We start from the raw sequence: 25,901 nt of genomic DNA on the forward strand, positions 1-25,901 counted from the left end.
AGCCACCCGTCCCACCTCACGATCGTTCCTCCGGATGTGCGCGGCCCTGGGGGTCGCTCTACTCGCCTCTCTCGGCCTCGCCGGCATCGCCCAAGCGGCGCCCGCCAACTACGTCGCACTCGGCGACTCCTACTCCTCCGGGGTGGGCGCCGGGAGCTACGGCAGCTCGGGCAGTTGCAAGCGCAGCGCCAACGCCTACGGCCAGCTGTGGGCCAACGCCCACTCCGGCACCACGTTCACCTTCCTCGCCTGCTCCGGCGCGAAGACCGGTGACGTGCTCAACCAGATCAACTCGATGCCGTCCAGCGCCACCCTGGTCACCCTCACGGTGGGCGGCAACGACGCCGGCTTCACCGACGTGATCACCACCTGCACCCTCAACGGCGACCAGACCTGCATCGACCGGGTCAACACCGCCAAGACCTACGTGCAGAACACCCTCCCGGCCCTGCTCGACAACGTCTACCGCGCCGTCAAGTCCAAGGCGCCCAACGCGAAGCTCGTGGTGCTGTCCTACCCGCGCTTCTACACCGTGCCGGGCTCCTGCAGCGTCGGCCTGAGCGACACGAAGCGCTCCGCGATCAACTCCGGCGCGGACACGCTGGCCTCGGTGCTGGCTTCCCGCGCGGCGGCCGCGGGCGCCCAGTTCGTGGACGTACGCTCGGCTTTCGTGGGGCACAACATCTGCTCGTCGGCCAGCGACTACCTCCACAGCCTCACCTGGCCGGTGGACGAGTCGTACCACCCGACGGCGGCCGGCCAGCGGGGCGGCTACTACAACCCGCTGACGTCGGCGATCGGCTGATCTTCCTGTCTGCTGCTCGTTCGGAAGGGGCGCCCCGTGGTGGGGCGCCCCTTTCCTTTGGTTCGGGGTTTTCGTGCCGGAGCGGTCAGCCCAGGAGAGACTTCACCAAAGCCGCGATCTGCCCCGTCTCGATCAAAAACGAATCATGCCCGTACGGCGACGAAACCACCGCCGTCTCACCGCCGACACCTTCCGCGATCTCCGCCGACTGGTACAGCGGATAAAGCCGGTCACTGTCCACGCCGGCGACCACAGTGCGCGCCCGGACCCGCGACAGCGCCGATCCCACGCCGCCACGGTCTCGGCCCACGTCGTGGGTGTTCATGGACTCCGTGAGGACCACGTAGGAACCGGCGTCGAAGCGGCGCAGCAGTTTGTCGGCGTGGTGGTCCAAATAGGACTCCACGGCGAAGCGGCCACGGCGCAGCGGGTTCTCCGAACCCTGCGCCCGGCGGCCGAAGCGTCGCGCGAGTTCGGGTTCGCTGCGGTAGGTCACGTGGGCGATCCGGCGGGCGACGCCGAGGCCGGCGTGCGGGCCCTCGCCCGGCGCCGACGAGTAGTAGTCACCGCCGTGCCAGCCCGGGTCGGAGCGGATGGCGTGCAGCTGCGGTGCGGCCCAGGCGATCTGCTCGGCCGACGCGCGGGCCGTCGAAGCGAGAACCAGGACAGACGCCACCCGATCGGGCAAAGTCACCGCCCATTCGAGGGCCCGCATACCGCCCATCGAGCCGCCGACGACGCCGGCCCAGCGGTCGATGCCGAGCGCGTCGGCCAGCGCCGCCTCGGTCGCCACCTGGTCCCGCACGGTCACGGCCGGGAAGCGGCTGCCGTAGATCCGGCCGTCGGGATCGGGCGACGACGGGCCCGTGGAGCCCTGGCAGCCGCCGAGTACGTTGGGCGCCACCACGAACAGCGAGTCCGTGTCCAGCGCCTTGCCGGGGCCGACGAGCCCGTCCCACCAGCCCGCGCTGAGGTGACCGGGCTCGGCGGGGCCGGCGACATGGCTGTCGCCGGTCAGGGCGTGCTCGACGAGGACCGCGTTGGAACCGTCGGAATTGAGCGTGCCCCACGTCTCGTACGCGAGGGTGTAGGACGGCAGCGACCCACCGGCCTCCAGCGACAGCGCGCCGGAACCGGTGAACCACTGCCGCCTGCCGGGTGGGTCCCCCGCCCGCCACGCACCGGTGACGGGCAGGGGACGCGCACCGGAATCCGTCACAGTTCCGCCTTGGCGGCGCGGAAGCCCGCCTCGAGGTCGGCCTTGAGGTCCTCGATGCCCTCGAGCCCCACGGCGAGCCGCACCAGGCCCGGCGTGACGCCGCTCGCGAGCTGCTCCTCCGGGCTGAGCTGGCTGTGCGTGGTCGACGCCGGGTGCACGATCAGGCTGCGCACGTCGCCGATGTTCACCAGCTGGCTGTGCAGCGTGGTTCCGTCCACGAACTTGCGCCCGGCCTCGACGCCGCCGCGCAGGTCGAACGACAGCACCGCGCCCGCGCCGCGCGGCAGGTACTTCTGCGCGGCTGCGTGGAACTTGCTCGACGGGAGGCCGGCGTAGTAGACGTTCTCGACCTCGTCGCGCTCCTCCAGCCACTCCGCAAGCGCTTGCGTGTTGGCGACGTGGCGCTCTAGCCGCAGCGACAGCGTCTCGATGCCCTGCAGGATCAGGAAGCTGTTGAGCGGAGAGATGGCCGCGCCGGTGTCGCGGAGGATCTGCACGCGCGCCTTCGCCGCGTACGCGCCCGGGCCGAGTGCCTCCCAGTACTTGAGACCGTGGTAGCTCGGGTCCGGCTCGGAGAAGCCCGGGAAGCGCGCCGGGTCCTTGCCGAAGTCGAACGTGCCGCCGTCCACGAGCACACCCGCGACCGTGGTGCCGTGGCCGCCGAGGTACTTCGTGGCCGAGTGCACGACCACGTCGGCGCCGTGCTCGATCGGGCGCAGCAGGAACGGCGTGGGCACGGTGTTGTCGACGATCAGCGGCACGCCGGCCTCGTGGGCGACGTCGGCGACGGTGCGGATGTCGAGCACGTTGCTGCCCGGGTTGGCCAGCGTCTCGGCGAAGAACGCCTTCGTGTTGGGCCGCACGGCGGCGCGCCACTGCTCGGGGTCGTCCTGGTCGTCGACGAACGTGACCTCGATGCCGAGCTTCGGCAGCGTGTAGTGGAACAGGTTGTAGGTGCCGCCGTAGAGCGACGGGCTGGACACGAAGTGGTCACCCGCGCCGGCCAGCGTGAGGATCGCCGCGGTGGTGGCTGCCGAGCCGGAGGCGAACGCGAGCGCCGCGACGCCGCCTTCGAGCGCGGCCAGGCGCTGCTCCAGCACGTCCTGCGTCGGGTTCATGATGCGCGTGTAGATGTTGCCGGGCTCGGCCAGGCTGAAGAGGTCTGCACCGTGCTGCGTGTCGCGGAAGACGTACGACGTGGTCTGGTAGATCGGCGTCGCGCGGGCGCCCGTCGCGGGGTCGGGTGCCGCGCCGGCGTGAATCTGCTTGGTCTCGAAGGACCAGGCCGAGCTGTCTTCCGGCATCAGTTTCTCCTTGCGGCTCAAAGGGATCGGCTCCGCGCACGAAGCTAGCTCCCCTGAACGGCCCACCCAAGGGTTCCCACGGGCTGGGAGTACTCCGCCAACCTACCGTGCAAGTCGATCACCCGGGAGGGTGCCCGGACGCGGCCGTTCGGGTGACCGTCCATAACGGACTCGGTCACGCCGTCGCGGCGCGAACCTCGGTGTCGGTGAACATCGCCGCCGAGCTCGATCGGGCGCCGGTCCCCCGGGCACGATCGCCCGCTTCCGGTCCGCCACGCCGACGACGATCTTGCCGGCACCACGATCGCCATCGTCTTCCTCCGTTCGGCGGTCGCCCGAAGGCTACCCGCGCCGAGCGCCCCGAACGGGTCTCGGCGAGGATGTATCCCGTGGTCTCGGTACGCAGCGTGGTCGACCGGGTGGGGCCGACGTTGCTCCACGCGCTCCAGCTGCCCGACGACTGCCCGGCGGCGGGCGACGTGGTGATCGCCGAGCCCGGCGTGCCCGCGGGCATCGCGGCGGGCGACCTCGTGCTGGGCGTCGCCACGGCGGATCCGGCGGACGCCGCCGAGCTGGTGCGCGTGAGCGCCGCGCAGGGCGCCGCCGCGGTCCTGCTGAAACCGCCGCTGGCCGCCAAACCCACCGTGCGCCGCGCGGCGAAATCCGCCGGCATCGCGCTCATCCAGGTCCATTCGGCGACGTCGTGGGCCCAGCTCGTGTGGCTGCTGCGCACGGTCCTCGACGCGCTGGGCGACGAATCGGAGTCCCTCGAAGACGGCGGCGACCCCGGCTCCGGCGACCTGTTCCGGCTCGCCGACGCGGTGGCGTCCGTGGTCGACGCGCCCGTGACGATCGAAGACACGAACTCGCGCGTGCTCGCCTACTCCGCGCGCCAGGACCTCACCGACCCCGCGCGCGTCGCCACGATCATGGGCCGCCGGATCCCCGACGACGTGCTCGCGCGGTTCCGTTCGCGCGGCGTGTTCCGCGAACTGTCGCGCGGGCGCCAGACGATCTTCGTGCCGGCCCAGCGCGACGGCACGCTGCCGCGGCTGATCGTGCCCATCCGGATGGGCGGTGAGCTGCTGGGGTCCATGTGGGCCGTCGTCGCGGGGCCGGTGTCGGAGGAGCGCGCGGCCGCCTTCGCCGACGCCGCGCCGGTGGTCGCGTTGCACCTGCTGCGGCGCCGCGCGCACACGGACGCGCAGCGCCGCGCGTCGGCCGAGCTGCTGCGCGCGGTCCTCGAAGGCCACGCCGGCCAGCGACGGGTCGTGGCCGAGCTGGACCTGTCCGACGAGCCCCACCGCGTCGTCGCGATCGAGGTGACCGGCGGCGACGGGCGCGACGCCGAGGGCCTGCGGCTGGCGCTGCTCGAACGCATCTCCCAGGGCATCGGCCGCCGCCCCGTCGCCACCGAGCTCGGCGGCCTGCTCTACGCGGTGGTCCCCGACGGCGCCGCCTGGGCCGAACTGCGCGATGCACTGGCCGCCCAGCCCGCCTCCCGCCGCGGCGGCGTCCCCCGTGCCGCCGCCGGTGCCCCCGTGGCCGTCTCCGCGTTGGCCACTTCGCGCACACAGGCCGACGAAGCGCTGGGCCTGCTGCGCGCCGGCCTGGTCGAAGGACGCGTCATCGCGTACGAGGACGCGTGGACTTCACTGGTGCTGCACCGCGCCGCCACCGGCTCGGCCACCGCGCGCGTCGCGGACCTCGGCCCGCTCGGCCTCCTGCGCGCCCACGACGAAACCACGAAAGCCGGCTACGTCGACACGCTCTACGAATGGCTCCGCCACCCCGGCGACCCCCGCGCGGCCGCCGCGGAGCTGCGCATCCACCCGAACACGTTGCGGTACCGCATGAAACGCCTGCTGGACCTCGTGCCGCTCGATCTGGACGATCCTGATGTGCGGTTGGCGCTGCTTACGCAGTTGGTGGCGTTGCGGTGGAGCTGAGGTAGTTGGGGTCGTGCGTGAAGGGTTTCCGGGGTTGGACGAACTGAGACCGTGCCCAGGTCGGACTCGTGCAGATGAGCGCGGAGCCGCGGATCCCCTTGCTGCTCGTCGGGCCTCGGGTACCGCGCCAGCTTCCGCCGCCCGCGTGGCACGTCGAAGGCCACGACCTCCGCGGGACCGCTCGCGACGACCAAGTGGCGGGTTTGGTCTATCCACAGGCAGGCCGTCTTCGGCGGAGTTGTCCACAGACTGCGCTGCTGCCATTTTTCGGGGCCAGGGGCGATAGAGTGGAACCCCACCCCGCACGGAATACTCGCTTAACCAACACAAAGACTTCGACGGAACCCCTGCCGTGGAGGGGCTGCCTTTCGGGTCCGGGGGCCTGGCGCAGTGCGCTCCGCCGGCTCGACGCGCCCCGCGTCGACGACCAATATCCAAACGCGCGGTCGGCGTGACTTACGCGGTTGGTGTCCCTGAGGTGGAGCTGACGTACGAAAGGTCCTTCCCCCGAAGGCTTTCCGGCATCAGCCGAACCCAGACCGTGCCCCGCTCGGTCTCGTGCAGATAAGCGCGGAACCGCGCATCCCACCGCTGCTCGTCAGGCCCCAGGTACCGCGCCAGCTTCCGCCGTCCGCGTGGCACGTCGAAGGCCACGACCTCCGCGGGACCGCTCGCGACGACCAAGTGGCGGGTTTGGTCTATCCACAGGCAGGCCGTCTTCGGCGGAGTTGTCCACAGACTGCGCTGCAGCAATTTTTCGGGGCCAGGGGGCGATACGATGGAACAGGGACGCCCCCCGGGGAGGGCGGGGGCTTGTCCTCTGGGGCGGGGGGTCCTGGCGCAATGCGCCCAACTGGGCCCGAAGCGCCTCGCAGCGAACGGCGTCATGCGACCAGCAGCGTCTTGCCGAACGTGCCACGCGCCTCCATCGCCGCGTGGGCGTCGGCGGCCGCGGCGAGTGGGAACCGTTGGCCGATCACCGGAGTGAGGCGGCCCGCCGAGGCCGCGTCGAGGGCGGACACCGTGAAGGCGCGCAAGGCGGCCGCGTCGCCGAGGGAGCGGATCACCGTGACGCCGCGGGCGCGAGCGTCCTCTTCGGACACTTCCGCCCACGCGCCGCTCGCGAGTCCGTACACCGCCATGCGACCGCCGGGGCGCAGCAGGGAAAACGCGGTGGTGCCGATGGAGCCGCCGACCCCGTCGAAGACCACGTCGAGCGGTCCCACCGCCGAGGCCCAGTCAGCGGTCGTGTAGTCCACTGCCACGTCCGCGCCGAGCTCCCGGGCGCGCGCGAGTTTTTCAGCGCTGCCCGCCGCCGCGACGACCTCGGCGCCGGCCGTCTTCGCGAGCTGCACGAGCAGGCTGCCGACGCCGCCGGCGGCAGCCTCGACGAGCACGCGGTCGCCCGGGGCGACGGCGGCGGCGTGGACGAGCCCGGTGGCGGTCCGGCCGTCGGCGAGCAGGGCGACCGCGGCGTCGAGCGAAAGGGCGTCGGGCACCGGGAAGACCAGGGCCGCGTCGACCACCGCGCGCTGGGCGTAGCCGCCGCTACCGCCGGTCGACGTCACCACCCGCCGGCCCACGAGCGCCAGGTCCACGCCGTCGCCGACCTTGCTGATCACCCCGCCGACGCCGTTGCCGGGGATCATCGGCAACGCCGCCGCGGAGGGGCCGAAGCCCGACGCCCGGAACTGCGTCTCCACGAACGTCACGTTCACGAACGCCACCTCGACCAGCACCTGGCCCGGCCCCGGGACCGGGTCGGGCGCCTCCCCCGCCACCAGTACCTCAGGCCCGCCGAACTCCCTCAACCACACCGCACGCATGCACGCCCTCCTCCACGACCAGGTGCGACAGCCAACAACCTCGAGCGCGGTCGAGGTCAAGCCGTTTGTTCCCGTGGCACCATGAAATGGCGAAAGAACTGTCCTGTGCGCATGATGACACCGCCGTCCGGGTGCATCACCGTGAGTGGCAGCACCTCGAACCAACCCGCCGCCAGGAGGCCGCCGTGCGTATCGCCGTTCCCCGTGAGATCAAGAAGCACGAGTACCGGGTCGCCCTGACCCCGGCGGGCGTGCACGAGCTGGTGGGGCGTGGTCACGACGTGTTCGTCGAGACCGGCGCCGGGGTGGGTTCGTCGATCAGCGACGAGGAGTACGTGGCCGCGGGCGCCAAGGTGCTCGCGACCGCCGACGAGACGTGGGCCGAGGGCGAGCTGGTGCTCAAGGTGAAGGAGCCCATCGCCGAGGAGTACCCCCGGCTGCGCAAGGACCTGGCGCTGTTCACCTACCTCCACATCGCGGCCGACCGGCCCCTGACCGACGCCCTGCTGGCGGCGGGCACCACCGCGATCGCGTACGAGACGGTGCAGACGGCCACCGGCGCCCTGCCTTTGCTGGCGCCGATGTCCGAGGTCGCGGGCCGGCTGGCGCCGCAGGTGGGCGCGTACTCGCTGATGAAGCCGAGTGGCGGCCGCGGCGTGCTGCCCGGCGGCATCCCCGGCGTGCACCCGGCGCGGGTCGTGGTGATCGGCGGCGGCGTCGCGGGCATCAACGCCGCCCGCGTGGCGCTGGGCCTGGGCTCGGACGTCGAGATCCTGGACACCAACGTCGACCGCCTGCGCCAGATCGACAACGACTTCGGCGGCCGCATCCGCACGGTCACCTCCAACCGCCTGTCGGTCGAGGAGTCCGTGCTGGAGGCCGACCTCGTGATCGGCGCCGTGCTGGTGCCGGGCGCGAAGGCCCCGAAGCTGGTCTCCAACCAGCTCGTGTCACGCATGAAGCCGGGCTCCGTGCTGGTCGACATCGCCATCGACCAGGGCGGCTGCTTCGCCGACTCGCGCCCGACCACGCACGACGACCCGACCTACCGCGTCCACGAGTCGGTGTTCTACTGCGTCGCCAACATGCCGGGCGCCGTGCCGCGGACCTCGACCTACGGCCTCACCAACGTGACGCTGCCGTACGCCGTGCAGCTCGCCGACCGCGGCTGGCACGCGGCCCTGAACGCCGACGCGTCGCTCGCCAAGGGCCTCAACACCCACGACGGCGCCCTCACCAACGAGCCCGTCGCCACCGCGCACGGCCTGGCGCACACGCCGCTGGCGACCGCCCTGGCGTAACCCTTCCGATCCACCTGGCGCCTCGAGGGGCCTCCGCGAACCAGCGGGGGCCCCTCGTGTTCTTCCGGGCAGCGCGCCGGGGCCGGCGAGGAACCGCTGGCCGGAGCGACGTTCGTCACGCTGCGCGTCCCGTTCAGCGGTACCCGTTCGGTGAACGAAGTGCTCTTGACGAGGGGTTTCACGATTCTGAACGTGCTTCTTCACCGGTTGCGGGCTCACTCTGTGAAGAAGTAATCAGCCTGCGTTGAAGACCCCGAGGAGCGAAGTCCGCACTTATTACCTAAGCTAGTACTCGGCGACCCGCTCCCAGTGACCCCCAGGCTGGTTGAGCGGGTCGCCCCTTCTTCCCTTCCTGTTCGCACTTCGTGCTCCCGCGGAAGGGCGATGTAGTACCCGGGGGCCGAGCCCCCGGAACCCCACGGTGCGATCGGTACCCGACCCAGCGTGCTTGTGGTCGGCCGCCATCCGTTGCAGTACAAGGAATTCGCAGTACCTGACAGCAGTTGCGCGGCGCCGGTTGAAGGGGTGAAGAGACCCGTCATCCCTTCGAGGCGGAATAAAAGGTCGGTCCCCATGCCTAGATTGAGAACGTGACCACCACTGCGACGCGTGCGCGTCAAGAACGTCCGGCTGCTGAGACGCCGGCTCCTCCCGTCGGCTGGGTCCGGCGGCTCTCGGCCGCGTGCTGGGAGCACCGGGGCGTCGTCGTGCTCGCGATGGCCGCGGCGATCCTGTCCGTGGGCGTGCAGGCCGCGAGCCCGCTGCTCGTGCGCACGGCGGTCGACGACGCGGTGGCGGGCCACACCTCGGGCCTCGGCGCCATCGCGGCCGTGCTGGTCACGCTGCAGGTGGTGGCGTTCGGGTCGGCGTTCCTGCGCCGCTACGTCGGGGGGCGGCTCGCGCTGGACGTGCAGCACGACCTGCGCAATCGAGTCTTCGGCTCCGTCTCGCGGCTCGACGGCGGCAAGCAGGACGCGCTGCGCACGGGCCAGGTGGTCTCGCGCGCGATCTCCGACCTGCAGCTCGTCACCGGGCTGCTGATGCAGGTGCCGCTGTCGGCCGGGTCGGTGATCTTCGCGCTGCTCGCGCTGGGCGCGATGCTGTGGATGTCGCCGCTGCTCACGCTCATCGCGCTCGTGGTGGCGCCGGCCGTCGGCATCATCGTGACGCTGAGCCGCAAACGGCTCTTCCCGGCCACGTGGTCGGCGCAGCAGCGCGCGGCCGACGTGGCGCAGCAGGTGGAGGAGACCGTCACCGGCGTGCGCGTGGTGAAGGGCTTCGGCCAGGAGTCGCGTGAGGTCTCGCGGCTGGAGCGCACGGCGCGGCGGTTGTTCGCCGAGCGGCTGCGCGCGGCCAAGCTGTCCGCGGTGCCGACGGCCACGACCACCGCGCTGCCCGCCGCCGGTCAGGTCGCGGTGCTCGCGATCGGCGGCGTCCTGGCGCTGAACGGGCAGATCAGCCTCGGCACCTTCCTGGCCTTCGCCACCTACCTCGCCACGCTCATCGGGCCCGCGCGGATGCTGTCCAGCCTGGTGGTGCAGGCGCAGCTGACGCGCGCGGGCGCCGAGCGCGTGTACGAGCTCATCGACGCCCAGCCCGACGTCGTGGACAGCCCCGACGCGCGGCCGCTGCCGGAGGGTGCGCTCGGCGTCGAGCTCGAAGACGTGCGGTTCGGCTACACCCGCAGCGAGCCGGTGCTCGACGGCCTCACGCTCACGGCGCGGCCGGGCGAGACGCTCGCCCTGGTCGGCACGGCGGGGTCGGGCAAGTCCACGATCTCACTCCTGCTGCCGCGGTTCTACGACGCGCACGCGGGGGTCGTCCGCGTCGGCGGCCTCGACGTGCGCGACGTGCCGCTGAAGCAGCTGCGGCAGGCGATCGGCGTGGTGTTCGAGGAGGCCTTCCTGTTCTCCTCCTCCGTGCGCGACAACATCGCCTACGGCCGTCCCGACGCGAGCGACGAAGAGGTGTACGCGGCGGCCCGCGCGGCCGAGGCCGACGAGTTCATCCGCGCCCTGCCCCACGGCTACGACACGGAGGTCGGCGAGCGCGGCCTCACGCTCTCGGGCGGGCAGCGCCAGCGCCTCGGCCTCGCGCGGGCACTGATGACCGACCCGCGCGTGCTGATCCTGGACGACGCGACGTCGGCGATCGACACCGTCACCGAGGCCGCGATCCACGACACCCTGCGCTCGGTCACGGCCTCGCGCACCACGTTGCTCATCGCGCACCGCCGCTCCACGCTGCAGCTGGCCGACCGGATCGCCGTGCTCGACCAGGGCACGGTCGTCGACGTCGGCACGGAGGAGGAGCTACAGGCGCGCTGCCCGCTATTCCGCGAGCTCGTGGCGGGCCCGGGCGACGACGTCGAGAAGCCGCACCGCTGCGAGGACCTCGAGCCCGACGCCGACGGCATCACGCCGGTGCTGTGGCCGCGCGACGACGAGCGCGACGAGGTCGACGCGCTCGCCGAAGCCGCCGCCGCACGCGGGGGCACGCCGGGCGGTGGAACCGGTTTCATCGGCGGCGGGGCCGGGGCCGACGTGCCGCCGACGCCGGAGCTGCTGGAGGGCGTGCGCAAGCTGCCGCCCGCTGACGACCGGCCGCGACTGTCCGATGTGGACATCACGGCCGCCGACCCGGGATTCCGGCTTTCGCGGCTGTTGCGGCCTGTGCGGTGGCCGCTGGTCGCGGTGATCGCGCTGGTGGCGGCCGACGCGCTGGCCTCGCTGGCGCTGCCCGCGCTGTACCAGCGAGGGGTGGACCACGGCGTGCAGCCCGGTGTCGTCAGCGTGGTCTGGCTGATGGCGGGCATCGGCGCGCTGGTGGTCGCGGCCGACTGGTTCGTGGTGCGCGGGCAGACGCGGCTGACCGCGCGCGTCGGCGAGACGGTGCTGTACTCGCTTCGCGTGCGCAGCTACGCGCATCTGCAGCGGCTCGGGCTCGACTACTACGAGCGCGAGCTGTCCGGGAAGATCATGACCCGGATGACCACGGACGTGGACGCGTTGTCCACGTTCCTGCAGACCGGCCTGGCCACGGCCGTGGTGAGCGCGCTGACGCTGGTGGGCATCACCGTCGCGCTGCTGGTCACCGACGCGTCGCTGGCGCTGTACGCGCTCGCGATGCTGCCCGTGCTGCTCGTGGCGACGCTGGTGTTCCGGCGGGTCGCTTCGCGGGCGTACACGGAGGCGCGCGAGAAGGTCAGCGTGGTCAACGCCGACATGCAGGAGAACGTCAGCGGCCTGCGGGTCGCCCAGGCTTACACGCGCGAGGAGCGTTCGGCGGCGGCGTTCGCGTCGCGCAGCGACGAGTACCGGCGCTCGCGGCTGCGGGCCCAGCGCTACATCGCCACGTACTTCCCGCTCGTGGCACTGCTGTCGGACCTGGCGACCACGACGGTGCTGGTGATCGGCGCCAACCGCGTGGCCGCGGGGACGCTGGAGGCCGGTGTGCTGCTCGGGTTCCTGCTGTACCTGCAGCAGTTCTTCTCGCCGATCCAGCAGCTGTCGGCGGTGTTCGACGGCTACCAGCAGGCGCGCGTCGGCATGGCCCGGATCGGCGACCTGCTGCGCACGCCGACGTCGGTGCCGCCCGCCGCGCACCCGATCGCGCTGCCGGAGCACCTGAGCGGCGAGGTGACGTTCAAGGACGTCGACTTCTCCTACACGGGTGCCGAGCACCCGGCGCTGGAAAAGCTGTCGCTGGACGTGGCGCCGGGCGAGACCGTGGCGCTGGTCGGCGCGACGGGCGCGGGCAAGTCGACTGCGGTGAAGCTGGTGGCGCGCTACTACGACGCCACGGGCGGCGCGGTGCTGATCGACGGCGTCGACGTCCGCGAGTACGACCTGCCCGGCCTGCGCGCCCGCATGGGCGTGGTGCCGCAGGAGGCCCACCTGTTCTCCGGCACCGTCGCCGACAACGTCCGCTACGGCCGCCCCGGCGCGACCGACGCGGAGGTCGAGGCGGCGGTCCGCTCGGTCGGCGCGCTCGACGGCGTCGCCGCGCTGCCCGCCGGCTTCCTCCAGCCCGTCGGCGAACGCGGCCGGTCGCTGTCCGCGGGCCAGCGCCAGCTCGTCGCGCTCGCCCGCGCCGAGCTCGTGAACCCCGACGTCCTGCTGCTCGACGAGGCCACCGCCGCCCTCGACCCGTCCACCGAGGCGGCGGTCCTGCGGGCCACCGAACACCTCGCGCGCCGCCGCACCACCTTCGTCGTCGCGCACCGCCTGGCTACCGCCGCCAAGGCCGACCGCATCGTCGTCCTCGACCACGGCCGCATCATCGAACAGGGCACCCACGCCGACCTCCTGGCAGCCGGCGGCCACTACGCCCGCCTGTGGTCCCTCGGCTGACGCCGGCGGCTGAGTCGACGGGGAAAAGCCTTCGCCAGGCACCGGCGCACGACCCGAGAATCAGGAGTGTGTTCGAAGAGACAGTGTTCGAAGAGACGGTGGTCGAAGCGGCCAGGATCCCGGCCCGTCAAATCCGCGCGCACCACGACGACCGGACGATCCGCGTCTACCAGGCGTACTCACCGGAGATCGCCGACGCGGCGCTGGCCGCGGGCACGTTCGTGGCTCCGTTCAAGCGGGAGCGGATGACGTGGATCAAGCCCTCGTTCACGTGGATGGGCTACCGCTGCGGCTGGACGACCAAGCCCGGCCAGGAGCGCGCGCTGGCGCTGGACCTGACGCGCGAGGGCTTCGCCTGGGTGCTCGCCCACGCGGCGCTGAGCCACTTCGACCCGCGGGTGCACCGCGACAGGACGGCGTGGAGGACGGCGGTGCGGACCAGCCCGGTCCGCGTGCAGTGGGATCCCGAGCGCGACGTGCACCACCGGCCGTTGCCGCACCGATCGATCCAGCTCGGGCTGAGCGGCGAAGCCGTGGACCGGTACGCGGACGAGTGGATCACCGCGGTCACCGACGTCACGCCGGTCATGCGCGCCATCCGTGAGCACCTCGTCGGCGGGCGCGTCGCCGAGGCTCGGGCGCTGGTGCCGGCCGAGCCGCCGTACCCGTTGTCCGCCGAGCTGGCGGAGGCCGTCGCCGCGAGCGCAGACGGCTAGGGCAGCTCGCGCCAGGCCAGCTCGCCCCATCCGGCCGACGTGACCTCCGCCGCGGAGGCCCAGCGGACCGTGCCGGGGCGCACGTGGCTGTCCTGGTCGATGGACCAGTCGGGTTCGCAGGGTGCGACGTGCTCGAAGTCGTCGATGCCCGCGGGGGTGTGCCAGACCACGCCGCAGGAGTCGCACATGAGGACGACCTTGCCGTTCTCGACGACCAGGGGGCGGATGAGCCCCTGGTCCCAGAACGAGGGACATTCGACGAGCCACATCGTGCTGCACCACCTCGGAGCGCCGGGGCGGCCGCACAGCCGACGTGGGCCGCATCCTCCCGACAGTGCACCGGGCAGGCGTGAACTCGTGCGGGCACCTCGGCGAAGGAGGCACCAACGTTGCCCGAAATGGTCGTGACCGGCGAATCTCCTCTACCTCAAAAGTCCGCTCCTCGGGACACTTGATCGAGTCAGTGATCGATCCCCTAGTGCGCCAGGCCTCACACAGGGCAGTTCCATCACACGGCCGTCACAGAGGGGGTTAGCCTGGTAGGCGCATTAGCACAGACAAGATCGAGACGGATAGAGGCGAGCCCAAGCCGTGTCCAGCAGCAGCCCTGCGTCACAGTTCGGCCCCAACGAGTGGCTGGTCGAGGAAATGTACGACCAGTTCCTCGCGGACCCTTCCTCAGTCGATGCCGCCTGGCACGACTTCTTCGCAGATTTCAAGCCGACGCAGACGGCACAGGCGAAGGCCGACAGTGCGCGCCAGAGCGCCGCCACCACTGCGGCCAGCGGTAACGGCCACGCGACCGAACCGTCCGCCAAGGCGGTCCAGAACGCCGAGTCGGCCGCCCGGCAGACGGCGCCGGCCAAGCCGGCCGCCGCCCCCACGCCGGCTCCGGCCCCGGCCCCGAAGAGCGCGCCCGCGAAGCCGGCTCCCAAGGCCGCGGCGAAGGAGCCCGCCGCCGCGAAGGAAGAGCCCGAGACCAAGCAGCTGCGCGGCGCCGCCGCGGCGATCGCGAAGAACATGGACGCCTCGCTGTCCGTGCCGACCGCGACCAGCGTGCGCGCCGTCCCGGCGAAGCTGATGGCGGACAACCGCATCGTCATCAACAACCACCTCAACCGCACCCGCGGCGGCAAGATCTCCTTCACGCACCTCATCGGCTACGCCATGGTGCGGGCGCTGAAGGACTTCCCGAACATGAACCGGCACTACCAGCTGATCGACGGGAAGCCGTTCTCGGTCACGCCGGAACACGTGAACTTCGGCCTCGCCATCGACATGAAGGGCAAGGAGGGTGCGCGCACCCTCGTCGTGGCCTCGGTCAAGGGCGTCGAGGACATGTCCTTCCTGCAGTTCTGGCAGGCGTACGAGGACATCATCAAGAAGGCCCGCAACAACAAGCTCACCGCGGACGACTTCGCCGGCACCACCATCTCGCTGACCAACCCGGGCGGCATCGGCACCAACCACTCGGTACCGCGCCTGTCGGCCGGCCAGGGCGCGATCATCGGCGTCGGCGCCATGCAGTACCCGGCGGCCTTCGAGGGCACGAGCGAGAAGACGCTGGTCGACCTGGCCGTCAGCAAGATCATGACGCTGACGTCGACCTACGACCACCGCATCATCCAGGGCGCCGAGTCCGGTGAGTTCCTCAAGCGCATCCACGAGCTGCTGCTCGGCGGCGACGGCTTCTACGACGACGTCTTCACCAGCCTGCGCCTGCCGTACGAGCCGATCCGCTGGGTCGCCGACATCCCCGAGGGCCCGGTCGACAAGACCGCCCGCGTGATCGAGCTGATCGACGCGTTCCGCACGCGCGGCCACCTGATGGCCGACACGGACCCGCTGAACTACCGCCAGCGCAGCCACGTCGACCTCGACGTCATCTCCCACGGCCTCACCCTCTGGGACCTCGACCGCGAGTTCCCGGTCGGCGGCTTCTCCGGCCAGGAGCGCATGACCCTGCGCGACATCCTGGGCGTGCTGCGCAACTCGTACTGCCGCACCGTCGGCATCGAGTACACGCACATCCTCGACCCCGAGGAGCGGCGCTGGATCCAGGACCGCGTGGAGATCCCGCACGAGAAGCCGGACTCCACCGTCCAGAAGTACGTGCTGTCGAAGCTCAACGCCGCCGAGGCGTTCGAGACCTTCCTGCAGACGAAGTACGTCGGCCAGAAGCGCTTCTCGCTGGAAGGCGGCGAGACGGCGATCCCGCTGCTCGACACCATCCTCGACAAGGCCGCCGAGCACGAGCTCGACGAGGTCGTGATCGGCATGCCGCACCGCGGCCGCCTCAACGTGCTGGCCAACATCGTCGGCAAGCCGATCAGCCAGATCTTCCAGGAGTTCGAGGGCAACCTCGACCCGGGCCAGGCCCACGGCTCCGGTGACGTGAAGTACCACCTCGGCGCCGAGGGCAAGTACTTCCGCATGTTCGGCGACGGCGAGACGAAGGTGTCGCTGGCCTCGAACCCGTCGCACCTCGAGACGGTCGACCCGGTACTCGAGGGCATCGTCCGCGCCAAGCAGGACATCCTCGACAAGGGCGACAGCACGACGGGCGGCTACTCGGTACTGCCCGTCCTGATGCACGGCGACGCGGCTTTCGCGGGCCAGGGTGTCGTGGCCGAGACCCTGAACCTCGCGCTGCTGCGCGGCTACCGCACCGGCGGCACCGTGCACGTGATCGTGAACAACCAGGTCGGCTTCACCACCGCGCCCGAGCACTCGCGCTCGTCGCAGTACGCCACCGACGTCGCGAAGATGATCGGCTCGCCGATCTTCCATGTGAACGGCGACGACCCCGAAGCCGCCCACTGGGTGGCCAAGCTGGCCGTGGACTACCGCCAGGCGTTCCACAAGGACGTGGTCATCGACCTGATCTGCTACCGCCGCCGCGGCCACAACGAGGGCGACGACCCCTCGATGACGCAGCCGGCGATGTACGACATCATCGACACCAAGCGCTCGGTCCGGAAGACCTACACCGAGGCGCTGATCGGCCGCGGGGACATCTCCGTCGAAGAGGCCGAAGCCGCGCTGCGCGACTTCTCCAGCCAGCTTGAGCACGTCTTCAACGAGGTGCGCGAGCTCGAGAAGCACCCGGCGAAGGCGAGCCCCTCGGTCGAGGAAGAGCAGCAGGTGCCGGCGAAGGTCACCACGGCCGTCTCGACGGACGTCGTGGAGCGGATCGGCGACGCGTTCCTCAACGTCCCCGAGGGCTTCACCCCGCACCCGCGCGTCAAGCCGGTCATGGAGCGCCGCCACAAGATGTCGCGCGAAGGCGACGTCGACTGGGCGTTCGGCGAGCTGCTCGCGTTCGGCTCGCTGGCGATGGAGGGCCGCCTGGTGCGGCTGTCCGGTCAGGACTCGCGCCGCGGCACGTTCACGCAGCGGCACTCGGTGTTCATCGACCGCAAGACCGGCCAGGAGTACTCGCCGCTGCAGAACCTGGCCGACGGCCAGGGCCGCGTGATGATCTACGACTCGGCGCTGTCGGAGTACGCGGCCGTCGGCTTCGAGTACGGCTACGCCGTGGCGAACCCCGAGTCGCTGGTCATGTGGGAAGCGCAGTTCGGTGACTTCGTCAACGGCGCGCAGACCGTGATCGACGAGTACATCTCCTCGGGCGAGGCCAAGTGGGGCCAGCGCTCCGACGTCGTGCTGCTGCTGCCGCACGGCCACGAGGGCCAGGGCCCGGACCACACGTCCGGCCGCATCGAGCGTTTCCTCTCGCTGTGCGCCGAGGGCTCGATGACCGTCGCCGTGCCGTCGACCCCGGCGAACTACTTCCACCTGCTGCGCCGCCACGCCCTCGACGGCATCCAGCGTCCGCTGGTGGTCTTCACGCCGAAGTCGATGCTGCGCAACAAGGCCGCGACGTCGGCGGTCGAGGACTTCACCGGCCAGAGCCGGTTCATGTCCGTCATCGATGACACCACCCAGAACCCCGAAGGCGTCCGCAAGGTGCTGCTGACCTCGGGCAAGCTCTACTGGGAGCTGGTGGCCGAGCGCGCCAAGCGCGAGGCGAACGACGTCGCGATCGTGCGCATCGAGCAGTACTACCCGCTGCCGAAGCGCAAGCTGCTCGCCGCCATCGAGCGCTACAGCAACGCGCAGCAGATCGCGTGGGTCCAGGAGGAGCCGGAGAACCAGGGTGCGTGGCCGTTCTTCGGCCTCAACCTGCCGCGGAAGTTCCCGGAGGTCTTCGCCGGTCTGCAGGTCGTCTCGCGCCGCCCGATGGCCGCGCCGTCGGCGGGTTCGTCGAAGGTGCACGAGGTGGAGCAGAAGGCCCTGATCGCGAAGGCGTTCGACTGATCGACGGCTTTTCCCCGGAGGCCACCACGGTTCGCCCGTGGTGGCCTCCGGGCGTTTCCGCGGCTCGAGCAGATGGTATTTCTATACCGGCCAGTGTTAGGCTGGCGGTATAACTATACCTTTTGTGCTGCGAGGTTTTTCGTGATCGAACTGAAGACGCCTGCGGAGATCGACCGCATGCACGTGGCCGGCCGCTTCGTCGCGGAGGTCCTCACCGAGGTCGGCGGGCTCGCCGACGTGGGCGTCAACCTCCTGGACCTCGAGCACCACGCACGCGGCATGATCAAGCGGCGCGGAGCCGAGTCGTGCTACTGGGACTACGCGCCTTCGTTCGGCAAGGGACCGTTCCGCAACGTCATCTGCCTGTCGGTGAACGACGCGGTCCTGCACGGCCTGCCCCACGACTACGTACTGCGCGACGGCGACGTGCTCACCGCTGACCTCGCGGTCGGCATCGACGGCTGGGTCGCCGACTCGGCGCGCACGGTCATCGTCGGGACGCCGGCCGAGGAGGACCTGCGGATCATCCGGGCCACGGAGGAAGCGCTGGAGGCGGCGATCTCGGCGGCTCGCCCCGGCAACCGCCTGGGCGACGTCTCCGCGGCGATCTACGCGGTGGCCGTTTCGTACGGCTACCCGGTCAACACGGAGTTCGGCGGCCACGGCATCGGCCGGACCATGCACGAGGACCTGCATGTCTCCAACAAGGGCACGGCGGGCCGCGGCTTGAAGCTCCGGCCCGGGCTCACGCTCGCGCTGGAGCCATGGTTCGCGCGCACGACGGACCGCATCGTGTACGACCCCGACGGCTGGACGATCCGCTCGGCCGACGGTTCACGGACCGCGCATTCCGAGCACACGGTGGCCGTCACGGCCGACGGACCGTTGGTGCTCACGCGACGTGAAGGGGAACTGTCCGCTTCCTCGTCGGAGGGGTGACCCCGGGCGGGCGCCTCGTCAATCGGGGTCGCCGGTGCCGTCGGTCCCGGAGTACACCAGGACGTTGGGCGACCCCGTGCCCGCGTCGGTGATCTCGTCCTTCGTCCCCGCGTCCACCAGCGCGTCGCGGACCTCTTCGGGTGTGGCCGACGGGTGGTCCGCCAGGTACAGCGCCGCGGCGCCGACCACGTGCGGAGTCGCCATCGACGTGCCGCTGATGGTGTTGGTCGCGGTGTCGTCGCCGATCCAGGCGGACGTGATGTCGGTGCCCGGCGCGAACATGTCGAGGCACGAGCCGGTGTTGGAGAAGACGGACCTGGCGTCGGTGTCCGTGGTGGCGCCGACGGTGATCGCCTCGGGCACGCGGGCGGGCGAGGCGTCACACGCGCTGCCGCCGTAGGAGTTGCCGCCCGCGATGCCATACGTGACACCCGCGGCGATCGACCGCTGCACGGCCTCGTCCACCACAGTGGACACTGCACCGCCGAGGCTCATGTTCGCCACGGCCGGCAACTCGGCGTTCTCGGTGACCCAGTCGATGCCGGCGACGACCTGGTCGAGGGTGCCGCTGCCGGTGCAGTCGAGCACGCGGACCGCGGTCAGGCTGACTTCCTTCGCCACGCCGTAGGTCTTGCCGCCGATCGTGCCGGCCACGTGGGTGCCGTGGCCGTAGCAGTCGGTGGCGTCGGAGTCGTTGTCCACGAAGTCGTACCCGGAGACGGCGCGGCCGTCGAACTCGGAGTGGGTGAGGTTGATCCCGGTGTCGATCACGTACGCGTGCACGTCGGCGGCCGTCGTGCTGTAGGTGTAGTCCTCGTCCAGCGGCAGTTCACGCTGGTCCACCCGGTCGAGGCCCCACGACGGCGGGTCCAGCTGGTCGGTCAAGGCGTGGACCACGCGGTTCTGCTCCACAAAGGACACAGCGGGGTCGGCGGCGGTGCGCTTGGCCTGCGTCTCGGACATCGTGCCGGTGAAACCGCGCAGCGCCTTCGAGAACGTGCGCTCGACCGAGCCGCCGTGGCGGCCGGTGACGCTCTTCGCCGTCGACTCCACCGAGGTGCCGTCCTTGAGCACCACGAGGTAGCTGTCTTTCACCGCGCCGGCACCACCCGCACCGACGATCGCGCCCTCCTGAGCAGACGCCACGCCGCTCCCGAACACGGTTACGGTCGCGATCGAGGCGGCACTGGCCAGGATCATCAGGCTTCTGGTCACTGTTCCCCGAGCTTTACGCACAATTCGTCCCTCCTCGACCAGCGCGAACACCAGTTGGCCTGAGGCTAGGTGCGCGGCACTGGTGGCAGGAAGAAGAGTCGTCTCGGAGGTTTTCACCGCGTTGCGCTGTTCGGACCATTCGCGTGGTCGGAAAACGGTTTTACCCACGCCCGCGCAGCCAGGAACAATTCACCCATGCTGATCCGCCAGGCCCTTCACACCGACGAGACCGCGATCCGCGCCGTGCACACGGCCGCGTTCGCGCAGCCCGGGCTGACCACCGTGCCCGAGGCCGTGCTCGTCGACGGGCTGCGCGCGGACGGGGACCTCATCCCCGCGCTGTCGCTGGTCGCCGAGCAGGGCGGTCGCATCGTCGGCCACGCCTGCTCGAGCCCCGGCAAGCTGGACGAAGACCGCGGCAGCGCCGTGGGGCTCGGGCCGCTCGGGGTGCTGCCGGAGTTTCAGCGCGGCGGGGTCGGGTCAGCCCTCATGCACGCGACGCTCGGGGCCGCCGACGCGCTCGGGTTCGCGGTGGTGGTTCTGCTGGGCGATCCGGGGTACTACCGCAGGTTCGGGTTCGTGCCGGCCGAGCGGCTGGGGATCACGCCGCCGGTGCCCGAATGGGCGCCGCACTTCCAGGCTCGCGCGTTGACCGCCCGCAAGCCGAAAAACCGGGGCGCCTTCCGGTACGCGCCCGCGTTCGAACGACTGTGAAGGAAAGCCGATGACCATCCTCTGGCGCCCCACCGGGCCGGTGGAGCTGGAGCTCGTGCGGGAGCTCCGGTGGCGCGCGTGGCCGCCGCGGTTGCCGGAGCAGCCGATCTTCTACCCCGTGCTCAACGAGGACTACGCGGTGCGCATCGCCAGGGACTGGAACGTGCGCCACGACGGCGCCGGGTTCGTCACGCGGTTCGAGGTGGAGACGGAGTTCCTGGAGCGCTACCCGGTGCGGCAGGCGGGCGGCGAGACGATCCTCGAGCTCTGGGTGCCGGCCGAGGAGCTGGCGGAGTTCAACCGGCACATCCTCGGTGAGATCGAGGTCGTGCACGAGTTCCGCTGACGGCTCACGCCTTCAGGTGGTTGCGGGCCAGGAAGTCGTCGGCGATGTCCAGCGGGTTGCGCTTCTCGTCGGTGAACTGGACGTTCAGCTCGGTCAGCTGGTCGGTCGTCAGGGCGGCCGAGACGCGGTTCAGGGCGGCGACCTCACCCGGGGACAGCGTCCCGCGGGCGACCAGCGGCACGATGTTCTGCGCCGGGAACATGTTCTTGTCGTCGTCGAGGGGCACGAAGCCGTTGGACTTGATCGTCGACGACGTGCTGAACAGGTCGGCCACCTGGACCTCGCCGGACTTCAGCGCGGCCACGGTGACGGGGCCGCCGGTGTCGGTGGTGCGGATCTCCTTGAAGGAGCAGCCGTACAGCTGCTTGATGCGGTCCTTCCAGCGGCTGCTCCACTGGCCCGGCCCGCCCATCACCAGCTCGCCGCAGCGGCTGCCCAGGTCCGAGAACGTCCGCACGCCCGCGGCCGCCAGCTCGGGGCGCACCACGAGCAAGTCCTTGTCCTGCGCCGGCGCCTGGTCGAGGACCTCGAACCCGGCGGGCAGCTTCTGCTTGAGCTGCGCGTACACGTCGTCCGAAGTGGTCGCCTGCGTGTCCTTGTCGAAGTAGCGCAGGAGGTTGCCGCTGTAGTCGGGCACCACCGAGAGAGACTTGTCCTGCAGGGCCTTCACCACGACCTCACGGCTGCCGACCGGCGGGCGCACCGTGACGTTCGAAGCACCGGCGTCGCGCAACGCGCCGGCATAGATCTGGGCCAGCAGCAGGCTTTCGCCGACGTCGGACGCGCCGATGATGATGTCGCCCGTCGTGCCGCCCTCGCCGCCGCCGGCGAGCGGGTTGCCACACCCCGCGACAACCAAGGCCAAAGACAAGAACACGCAACCCCAGCGCCTCACGCCACACCTCCCGCCGCCGCGGCCGAACCGGTGCTCGCCTGCACGGCGAGCCGGACGCCCTTCGGCACGAGTGCGCGCTGCGCCGCGGCGAGCACCAGGTCGAACACGATCGCCAGCAGCGCCGTGAGGATGGCGCCCGCGACGACCTCCGTGTAGTCCAGGATGGCCAGCCCGTCGAGCAGGAACCGGCCGAGGCCGCCGAGCCCGACGTACGCGGCGACCGCCGCCGTCGCGATCAGCTGCAGCACGGCGTTGCGGATCCCGCCCAGCACCAGCGGCAACGCGATCGGCAGCTCGACCTTCCACAGCTGCTGCCAGCCCGTCATGCCGATGCCCTCGGCGGCGTCGACCACGTCGTGCTCGGCCGCCTGCAGGCCCGCGTAGGTGCCGGCCAGCACGGGCGGGATCGCCAGCACCACCAGGCCGATGATCGTGGCCGTGGTGCTCTCGGTGAAGAGCAGGAACAGGAACGTGACGAGCCCCAGCGTCGGCAGCGCGCGGATCGCGTTGCCCGCGCCCACCAGCACCACGGCGCCGCGGCCGGTGTGCCCGACCCACAGGCCGAGCGGGAACGCGATCACGACGGCGATGACCAGCGCGAGCAGCACGTAGCCGAGGTGCTCGCCCAGGCGCGTGGCGATGCCGTCCGGGCCCTGCCAGTTGGCGGCCGTGGTGAACCAGTCGAAGACGTTCACGCCGCCGCCTCCGCGAGCACGGGCGCGCGGCCGGCGCGCTCCCACGGGGTGAGGACGTTGCGCAGCTGCACCAGCACCACGTCGACGACCAGCGCCAGCAGCAGCGTGAGCACGATGCCGACCACGATCGGCGAGAAGTACTCGCGCTGGAACCCGTCGGTGAACAGCACACCCAGCCCGCCGGTGCCGATCAGCGCGCCGACGCTCACGAGGCTGATGTTGCTCACCGACGCCACGCGCACGCCCGCGGCGAGCACCGGCACCGAAAGCGGCAGCTCCACGCCGAGGAAGCGCCGCGGCGCGCGGTAGCCGATGGCCGTGGCGGCGGCGATGATGTGCGACGGCACGGCGTCGAGCGCGTCGAGCACCGGGCGCACGAGCAGCGCCGTGGTGTAGATCGTGAGCGCGACGATCACGTTGACGCTGTCGAGGATCTTCGACCCGATGAGGCCCGGGATCACCACGAACAGCGCCAGCGACGGGATGGTGTACAGCAGGTTCGCCACCACCAGCAGCACGCTGCGCACCGGCTGCCAGCGGTCCCCGAGCCAGCCCAGCACGATGGCGAGCACGATCCCGATCACCAGCGGTACCAGCGCGAGGTAGATGTGCTCGCCCAGGTCACCGAGGATCTCGCCGCGGTTGTTCGCGCTGCCCAGGTAGCGCCCGAGCTCGTCGAAGAACCCGCCCATCAGGACGCCTGCGGGGTGGCCTCGATCACATCCAGGACCTGGTGGGCCACGACCGTCCCCACCACGCGGTGACCCTCGTCCACGACCACGCCGAGACTCGCGGGCGAGGACAGGGCGGCGTCGAGCGCGCCGCGGATGGGCGTGCCCTGCACGTAGAGGGAACCGCCCGCCACGAGGTCGCCCTCGGTGAGCTCGCCGTCCACAGTGGAGTTCGGCGCCAGCCAGCCGCGGGGCTGCTTCTCGGAGTTCACCACGAGCTGCCAGGTCTTCGTCGGCTCCGGCAGCTTCGTGCCGAGCTCGACGACGTCCACAGGGGACACCTCGACGCCGCCGGCGGACACGAAGGACAGCCCCCGGTAACCGCGGTCGCGCCCGACGAACGACGCCACGAAGTCGTCCACGGGGTGGCGCAGCACGTCGGACGGGGTGCCGTACTGGGCGAGCACGCCGCCCACGCGCAGCACCGCGATCTTGTCGCCGAGCCGCACGGCCTCGTCGATGTCGTGCGTGACGAACACGATGGTCTTGCCCAGCTGCGACTGCAGCCGCAGCAGCTCGTCCTGCAGCTCCTCGCGCACGATCGGGTCGACGGCGGAGAACGGCTCGTCCATCAGCAACACCGGCGAGTCGGCCGCGAGCGCCCGGGCCACGCCCACGCGCTGCTGCTGTCCGCCCGAGAGCTGCGCCGGGTACCGCTTGCCGAGCTCCTTCGGAAGGCCGACGGTCTCCAGCAGCTCGGCCGCGCGGGCGCGGGCCTTGCGCTTGTCCCAGCCGGACAGCAGCGGCACGGTCGCGATGTTGTCGAGCACCGTCCTGTGTGGAAAGAGGCCGGCGTGCTGGATCACGTAGCCGATGCCGCGGCGCAGCAGCGCGGGGTCGCCCTCGCTCACGTCCTTGCCGTCGAGCAGCACGGCGCCCGACGTGGGCTCCACCATGCGGTTGATCATGCGCAGCGAGGTGGTTTTTCCGCAGCCCGAAGGGCCGACGAGCACGGTGATGGTGCCGTCTTCGACGGTGAGCGAGAGTCCGTTCACCGCCACCGTGCCGTCCGGATAGCGTTTGGTCACATCGCGGAACTCGATCGTCACGGACTTCTCCCCACGTCAGATGCAGATCGACCGTAGCCCACTCGGCGGGCCTTGGCAGCCTTTCCCGCACAGTGGCCGGTTACTCTCGACGTCCGTGACCGCTCTCGACGACCTCCTGACCGCGCACGGCGCCGGCGTACGCCCGTTGTACGAGGTGATCGACCTGCTCCGCACGGGTCCCCGTGAGCTGGCCGACCTGGTACGCCTGTCCGCGGCACCCCGGCGCAGCGTCGAGGACGTGCTGGCCGCGCTGGAGCGTGATCTGGAGCGTTCCGCCGCGGGTGTCCGGATCGCACCGGACGCGCTGCCCGGGTACGAGAAGTACCGCCTGCCGCGGCTGCCCGATCCGCTCGACGACGCCGTGGCCGCGCACTCCGAGCTGCTCGCGTCGATCTCCGGCTGGGTCGCCGGCGTGCCCGCGCCGCTCGCCGCCCTCGACCACGTGCAGGCGACGCCCGAGACGGTGCTGCGGCGTGCTTTGTGGCTCAACGCCCGTTACGACCTGCGCCGTTCCCGCCTGCTGTTCCTCGGCGACCACGACCTGACCTCGCTGGCCGTGCACGCCGTGTGCCCCGAGGCCGAGCTGACCGTGGTGGACCTCGACGAACGAGTTCTGTCCTACCTGGACTCCACCGGCGCGCGCGCCGTCGCCACCGCGCACGCCGACCTGCGGGTCGGCCTGCCGCCCGCCGTCACGGGCCGCGCGGACCTCGTCTTCAGTGATCCGCCCTACACCCCGGACGGCATGGGGCTGTTCGCCGCGCGCGCCGTGCAAGCGCTGCGGGAGCCGACCGAAGGCCGCGTCCTGCTGGCCTACGGCTACAGCCCCCGCCACCCCGCGCTAGGCGCCCAGGTGCAGCGTTCGCTGGCGACACTCGGGCTCACGTTCGAGGCGATCCTGCCCGACTTCAACCGCTACGACGGCGCCCAGGCCATCGGCGCCGCTGCCGACCTCTACGTCTGCCAGCCCACCGCGAAGGCCCGCAAAACGGGCCGGGGCAAGGGAAAGTCGGCCATCTACACCCACGGGCCGCAGTCCGTGGAGGCGACCGGCACGAAGCCGACGTTGCTGTCCGCGTTGCGCGACATCGCCTCCGAAGGGGGCCTCGCCCTGGAAACCCGGCCCGTCGACTGGTCGATGTCCGCGCCGGAGGGCGACGCCGTCGCGATGGACCTCACCGCCGACCCCGGCCCGTGGCTGCTGCGCACGCTGCTCGGCACCAACGCGCGCCGGCTGGCCCTGCTCGTGCCCAACAACCACCCGGACCTCGCCGACGCGGCCTCGCAGGCGGCACTCACCGACCTCATGGCCGGCAAGTACCGCCTGCGGTTCCTGCGCAGCACGCCGGACAACCGCCACGCCGTGGTCACGGCGGACATGGTCGACGACCCGTCGGAGGTCCTGACGCGGGCGCACGCGCGGCTGGCGAACGTCGCGCTCGACGTGCCGGACGAGCTCACCGACCTGCGGCTCGTGGACGTGCCGCGGCACCGGCTGGTGGAGCTGCTGCGCTGAAGCCCGGAC

18 protein-coding genes and 1 pseudogene are annotated in these 25,901 nt (G+C 71.1%); 10 read left to right on the forward strand and 9 right to left on the reverse strand.

Features of this window, described 5'->3' with window-relative positions; all coding sequences use genetic code 11:
• The first annotated feature begins 34 nt into the window (after positions 1–34).
• Positions 35–805, forward strand: coding sequence for an SGNH/GDSL hydrolase family protein (locus tag AB0K15_RS16290; protein ID WP_364050901.1), 771 nt, complete (start codon positions 35–37; stop codon positions 803–805).
• Between the two features lie 85 nt (positions 806–890).
• Here AB0K15_RS16290 and AB0K15_RS16295 read toward each other — a convergent pair whose 3' ends face one another.
• Together AB0K15_RS16295 and AB0K15_RS16300 are read right to left on the reverse strand one after the other, a co-directional pair.
• Positions 891–2,024 (reverse strand): homoserine O-acetyltransferase, encoded by a 1,134-nt coding sequence (locus AB0K15_RS16295; RefSeq protein ID WP_364050156.1) that lies wholly within the window; start codon positions 2,022–2,024, stop codon positions 891–893.
• A complete protein-coding gene (locus tag AB0K15_RS16300; RefSeq protein WP_364050158.1) occupies positions 2,021–3,328 on the reverse strand; it encodes a bifunctional o-acetylhomoserine/o-acetylserine sulfhydrylase in 1,308 nt (435 codons plus the stop codon). Before AB0K15_RS16300 ends, AB0K15_RS16295 begins: the two co-directional genes overlap by 4 nt.
• Positions 3,329–3,717: 389 nt before the next feature.
• Between AB0K15_RS16300 and AB0K15_RS16305 the strand changes: the two genes are divergently transcribed.
• Positions 3,718–5,277, forward strand: coding sequence for a helix-turn-helix domain-containing protein (locus tag AB0K15_RS16305; protein ID WP_364050160.1), 1,560 nt, complete (start codon positions 3,718–3,720; stop codon positions 5,275–5,277).
• A gap of 884 nt (positions 5,278–6,161) precedes the next feature.
• On the opposite strand, the gene AB0K15_RS16310 is transcribed toward AB0K15_RS16305, so the two are convergent.
• Positions 6,162–7,103: a zinc-binding dehydrogenase gene (locus tag AB0K15_RS16310; protein WP_364050162.1), complete on the reverse strand. Its 942-nt coding sequence runs from the start codon at positions 7,101–7,103 to the stop codon at positions 6,162–6,164.
• 185 nt (positions 7,104–7,288) lie between these two features.
• Here AB0K15_RS16310 and ald point away from each other — a divergent pair, with 185 nt between their 5' ends.
• The 3 genes from ald (at position 7,289) to AB0K15_RS16325 (ending at position 13,472) form a co-directional block, all read left to right on the forward strand.
• On the forward strand, positions 7,289–8,404 hold the full coding sequence (gene ald, locus AB0K15_RS16315; protein WP_364050164.1) for an alanine dehydrogenase: 1,116 nt from the start codon (positions 7,289–7,291) through the stop codon (positions 8,402–8,404).
• A gap of 590 nt (positions 8,405–8,994) precedes the next feature.
• Positions 8,995–12,756 carry an ABC transporter ATP-binding protein gene (locus tag AB0K15_RS16320; protein ID WP_364050166.1) on the forward strand — a complete coding sequence of 1,254 codons (3,762 nt, stop codon included), beginning with the start codon at positions 8,995–8,997 and terminating at the stop codon, positions 12,754–12,756.
• 68 nt (positions 12,757–12,824) lie between these two features.
• On the forward strand, positions 12,825–13,472 hold the full coding sequence (locus tag AB0K15_RS16325; RefSeq protein ID WP_364050168.1) for a DUF4291 domain-containing protein: 648 nt from the start codon (positions 12,825–12,827) through the stop codon (positions 13,470–13,472).
• Here the strand turns inward: AB0K15_RS16325 and AB0K15_RS16330 are convergent.
• Positions 13,469–13,741, reverse strand: a complete 273-nt coding sequence (locus tag AB0K15_RS16330; RefSeq protein WP_364050170.1) for a hypothetical protein — start codon at positions 13,739–13,741, stop codon at positions 13,469–13,471. The genes AB0K15_RS16325 and AB0K15_RS16330 overlap by 4 nt on opposite strands.
• 322 nt (positions 13,742–14,063) lie before the next feature.
• Here AB0K15_RS16330 and AB0K15_RS16335 point away from each other — a divergent pair, with 322 nt between their 5' ends.
• Positions 14,064–17,792 (forward strand): multifunctional oxoglutarate decarboxylase/oxoglutarate dehydrogenase thiamine pyrophosphate-binding subunit/dihydrolipoyllysine-residue succinyltransferase subunit, encoded by a 3,729-nt coding sequence (locus AB0K15_RS16335; protein WP_364050172.1) that lies wholly within the window; start codon positions 14,064–14,066, stop codon positions 17,790–17,792.
• A 141-nt stretch (positions 17,793–17,933) separates the two neighbouring features.
• Positions 17,934–18,731, forward strand: a complete 798-nt coding sequence (gene map, locus AB0K15_RS16340) for a type I methionyl aminopeptidase (protein ID WP_364050174.1) — start codon at positions 17,934–17,936, stop codon at positions 18,729–18,731.
• 36 nt (positions 18,732–18,767) lie between these two features.
• Here map and AB0K15_RS16345 read toward each other — a convergent pair.
• Positions 18,768–19,931, reverse strand: a pseudogene (locus tag AB0K15_RS16345) (S8 family peptidase); the annotation flags it as partial.
• 210 nt (positions 19,932–20,141) lie between these two features.
• On the opposite strand from AB0K15_RS16345, the gene AB0K15_RS16350 reads away from it, so the two are divergent.
• Complete coding sequence (locus AB0K15_RS16350) at positions 20,142–20,660, forward strand: N-acetyltransferase (RefSeq protein WP_364050176.1); 519 nt, start codon at positions 20,142–20,144, stop codon at positions 20,658–20,660.
• A 10-nt stretch (positions 20,661–20,670) separates the two neighbouring features.
• Entirely contained in the window at positions 20,671–21,006 is a 336-nt protein-coding gene (locus AB0K15_RS16355; protein WP_364050178.1) for a hypothetical protein, read from the forward strand.
• 4 nt (positions 21,007–21,010) lie between these two features.
• Here AB0K15_RS16355 and AB0K15_RS16360 read toward each other — a convergent pair whose 3' ends face one another.
• Genes AB0K15_RS16360 through AB0K15_RS16375 form a run of 4 tightly spaced genes read right to left on the reverse strand, consistent with a single transcriptional unit; the run spans position 21,011 to position 24,376 of the window.
• Positions 21,011–21,901, reverse strand: a complete 891-nt coding sequence (locus AB0K15_RS16360; RefSeq protein WP_364050180.1) for an ABC transporter substrate-binding protein — start codon at positions 21,899–21,901, stop codon at positions 21,011–21,013.
• Entirely contained in the window at positions 21,898–22,596 is a 699-nt protein-coding gene (locus tag AB0K15_RS16365) for an ABC transporter permease (RefSeq protein WP_364050182.1), read from the reverse strand. Before AB0K15_RS16365 ends, AB0K15_RS16360 begins: the two co-directional genes overlap by 4 nt.
• Entirely contained in the window at positions 22,593–23,288 is a 696-nt protein-coding gene (locus tag AB0K15_RS16370; protein WP_364050184.1) for an ABC transporter permease subunit, read from the reverse strand. Before AB0K15_RS16370 ends, AB0K15_RS16365 begins: the two co-directional genes overlap by 4 nt.
• A complete protein-coding gene (locus tag AB0K15_RS16375) occupies positions 23,288–24,376 on the reverse strand; it encodes an ATP-binding cassette domain-containing protein (protein ID WP_364050186.1) in 1,089 nt (362 codons plus the stop codon). The genes AB0K15_RS16370 and AB0K15_RS16375 overlap by 1 nt, the downstream gene beginning before the upstream one ends.
• Before the next feature lie 94 nt (positions 24,377–24,470).
• On the opposite strand from AB0K15_RS16375, the gene AB0K15_RS16380 reads away from it, so the two are divergent.
• Positions 24,471–25,892, forward strand: a complete 1,422-nt coding sequence (locus tag AB0K15_RS16380) for a bis-aminopropyl spermidine synthase family protein (RefSeq protein ID WP_364050188.1) — start codon at positions 24,471–24,473, stop codon at positions 25,890–25,892.
• Positions 25,893–25,901: the final 9 nt, after the last annotated feature.

It is taken from the genome of Amycolatopsis sp. NPDC049253, from assembly GCF_040678995.1.
Classification (GTDB): domain Bacteria; phylum Actinomycetota; class Actinomycetes; order Mycobacteriales; family Pseudonocardiaceae; genus Amycolatopsis.

What these genes read in the sequence shown, in the direction of transcription:
- AB0K15_RS16290 (WP_364050901.1), top strand. Translation starts at nt 35, where the DNA reads ATGTGCGCGGCCCTGGGGGTCGCTCTACTCGCCTCTCTCGGCCTCGCC.
- AB0K15_RS16355 (WP_364050178.1), top strand. Translation starts at nt 20,671, where the DNA reads ATGACCATCCTCTGGCGCCCCACCGGGCCGGTGGAGCTGGAGCTCGTG.
- AB0K15_RS16300 (WP_364050158.1), bottom strand. Translation starts at nt 3,328, where the DNA reads ATGCCGGAAGACAGCTCGGCCTGGTCCTTCGAGACCAAGCAGATTCAC.
- AB0K15_RS16310 (WP_364050162.1), bottom strand. Translation starts at nt 7,103, where the DNA reads ATGCGTGCGGTGTGGTTGAGGGAGTTCGGCGGGCCTGAGGTACTGGTG.
- AB0K15_RS16330 (WP_364050170.1), bottom strand. Translation starts at nt 13,741, where the DNA reads ATGTGGCTCGTCGAATGTCCCTCGTTCTGGGACCAGGGGCTCATCCGC.
- AB0K15_RS16370 (WP_364050184.1), bottom strand. Translation starts at nt 23,288, where the DNA reads ATGGGCGGGTTCTTCGACGAGCTCGGGCGCTACCTGGGCAGCGCGAAC.
- AB0K15_RS16350 (WP_364050176.1), top strand. Translation starts at nt 20,142, where the DNA reads ATGCTGATCCGCCAGGCCCTTCACACCGACGAGACCGCGATCCGCGCC.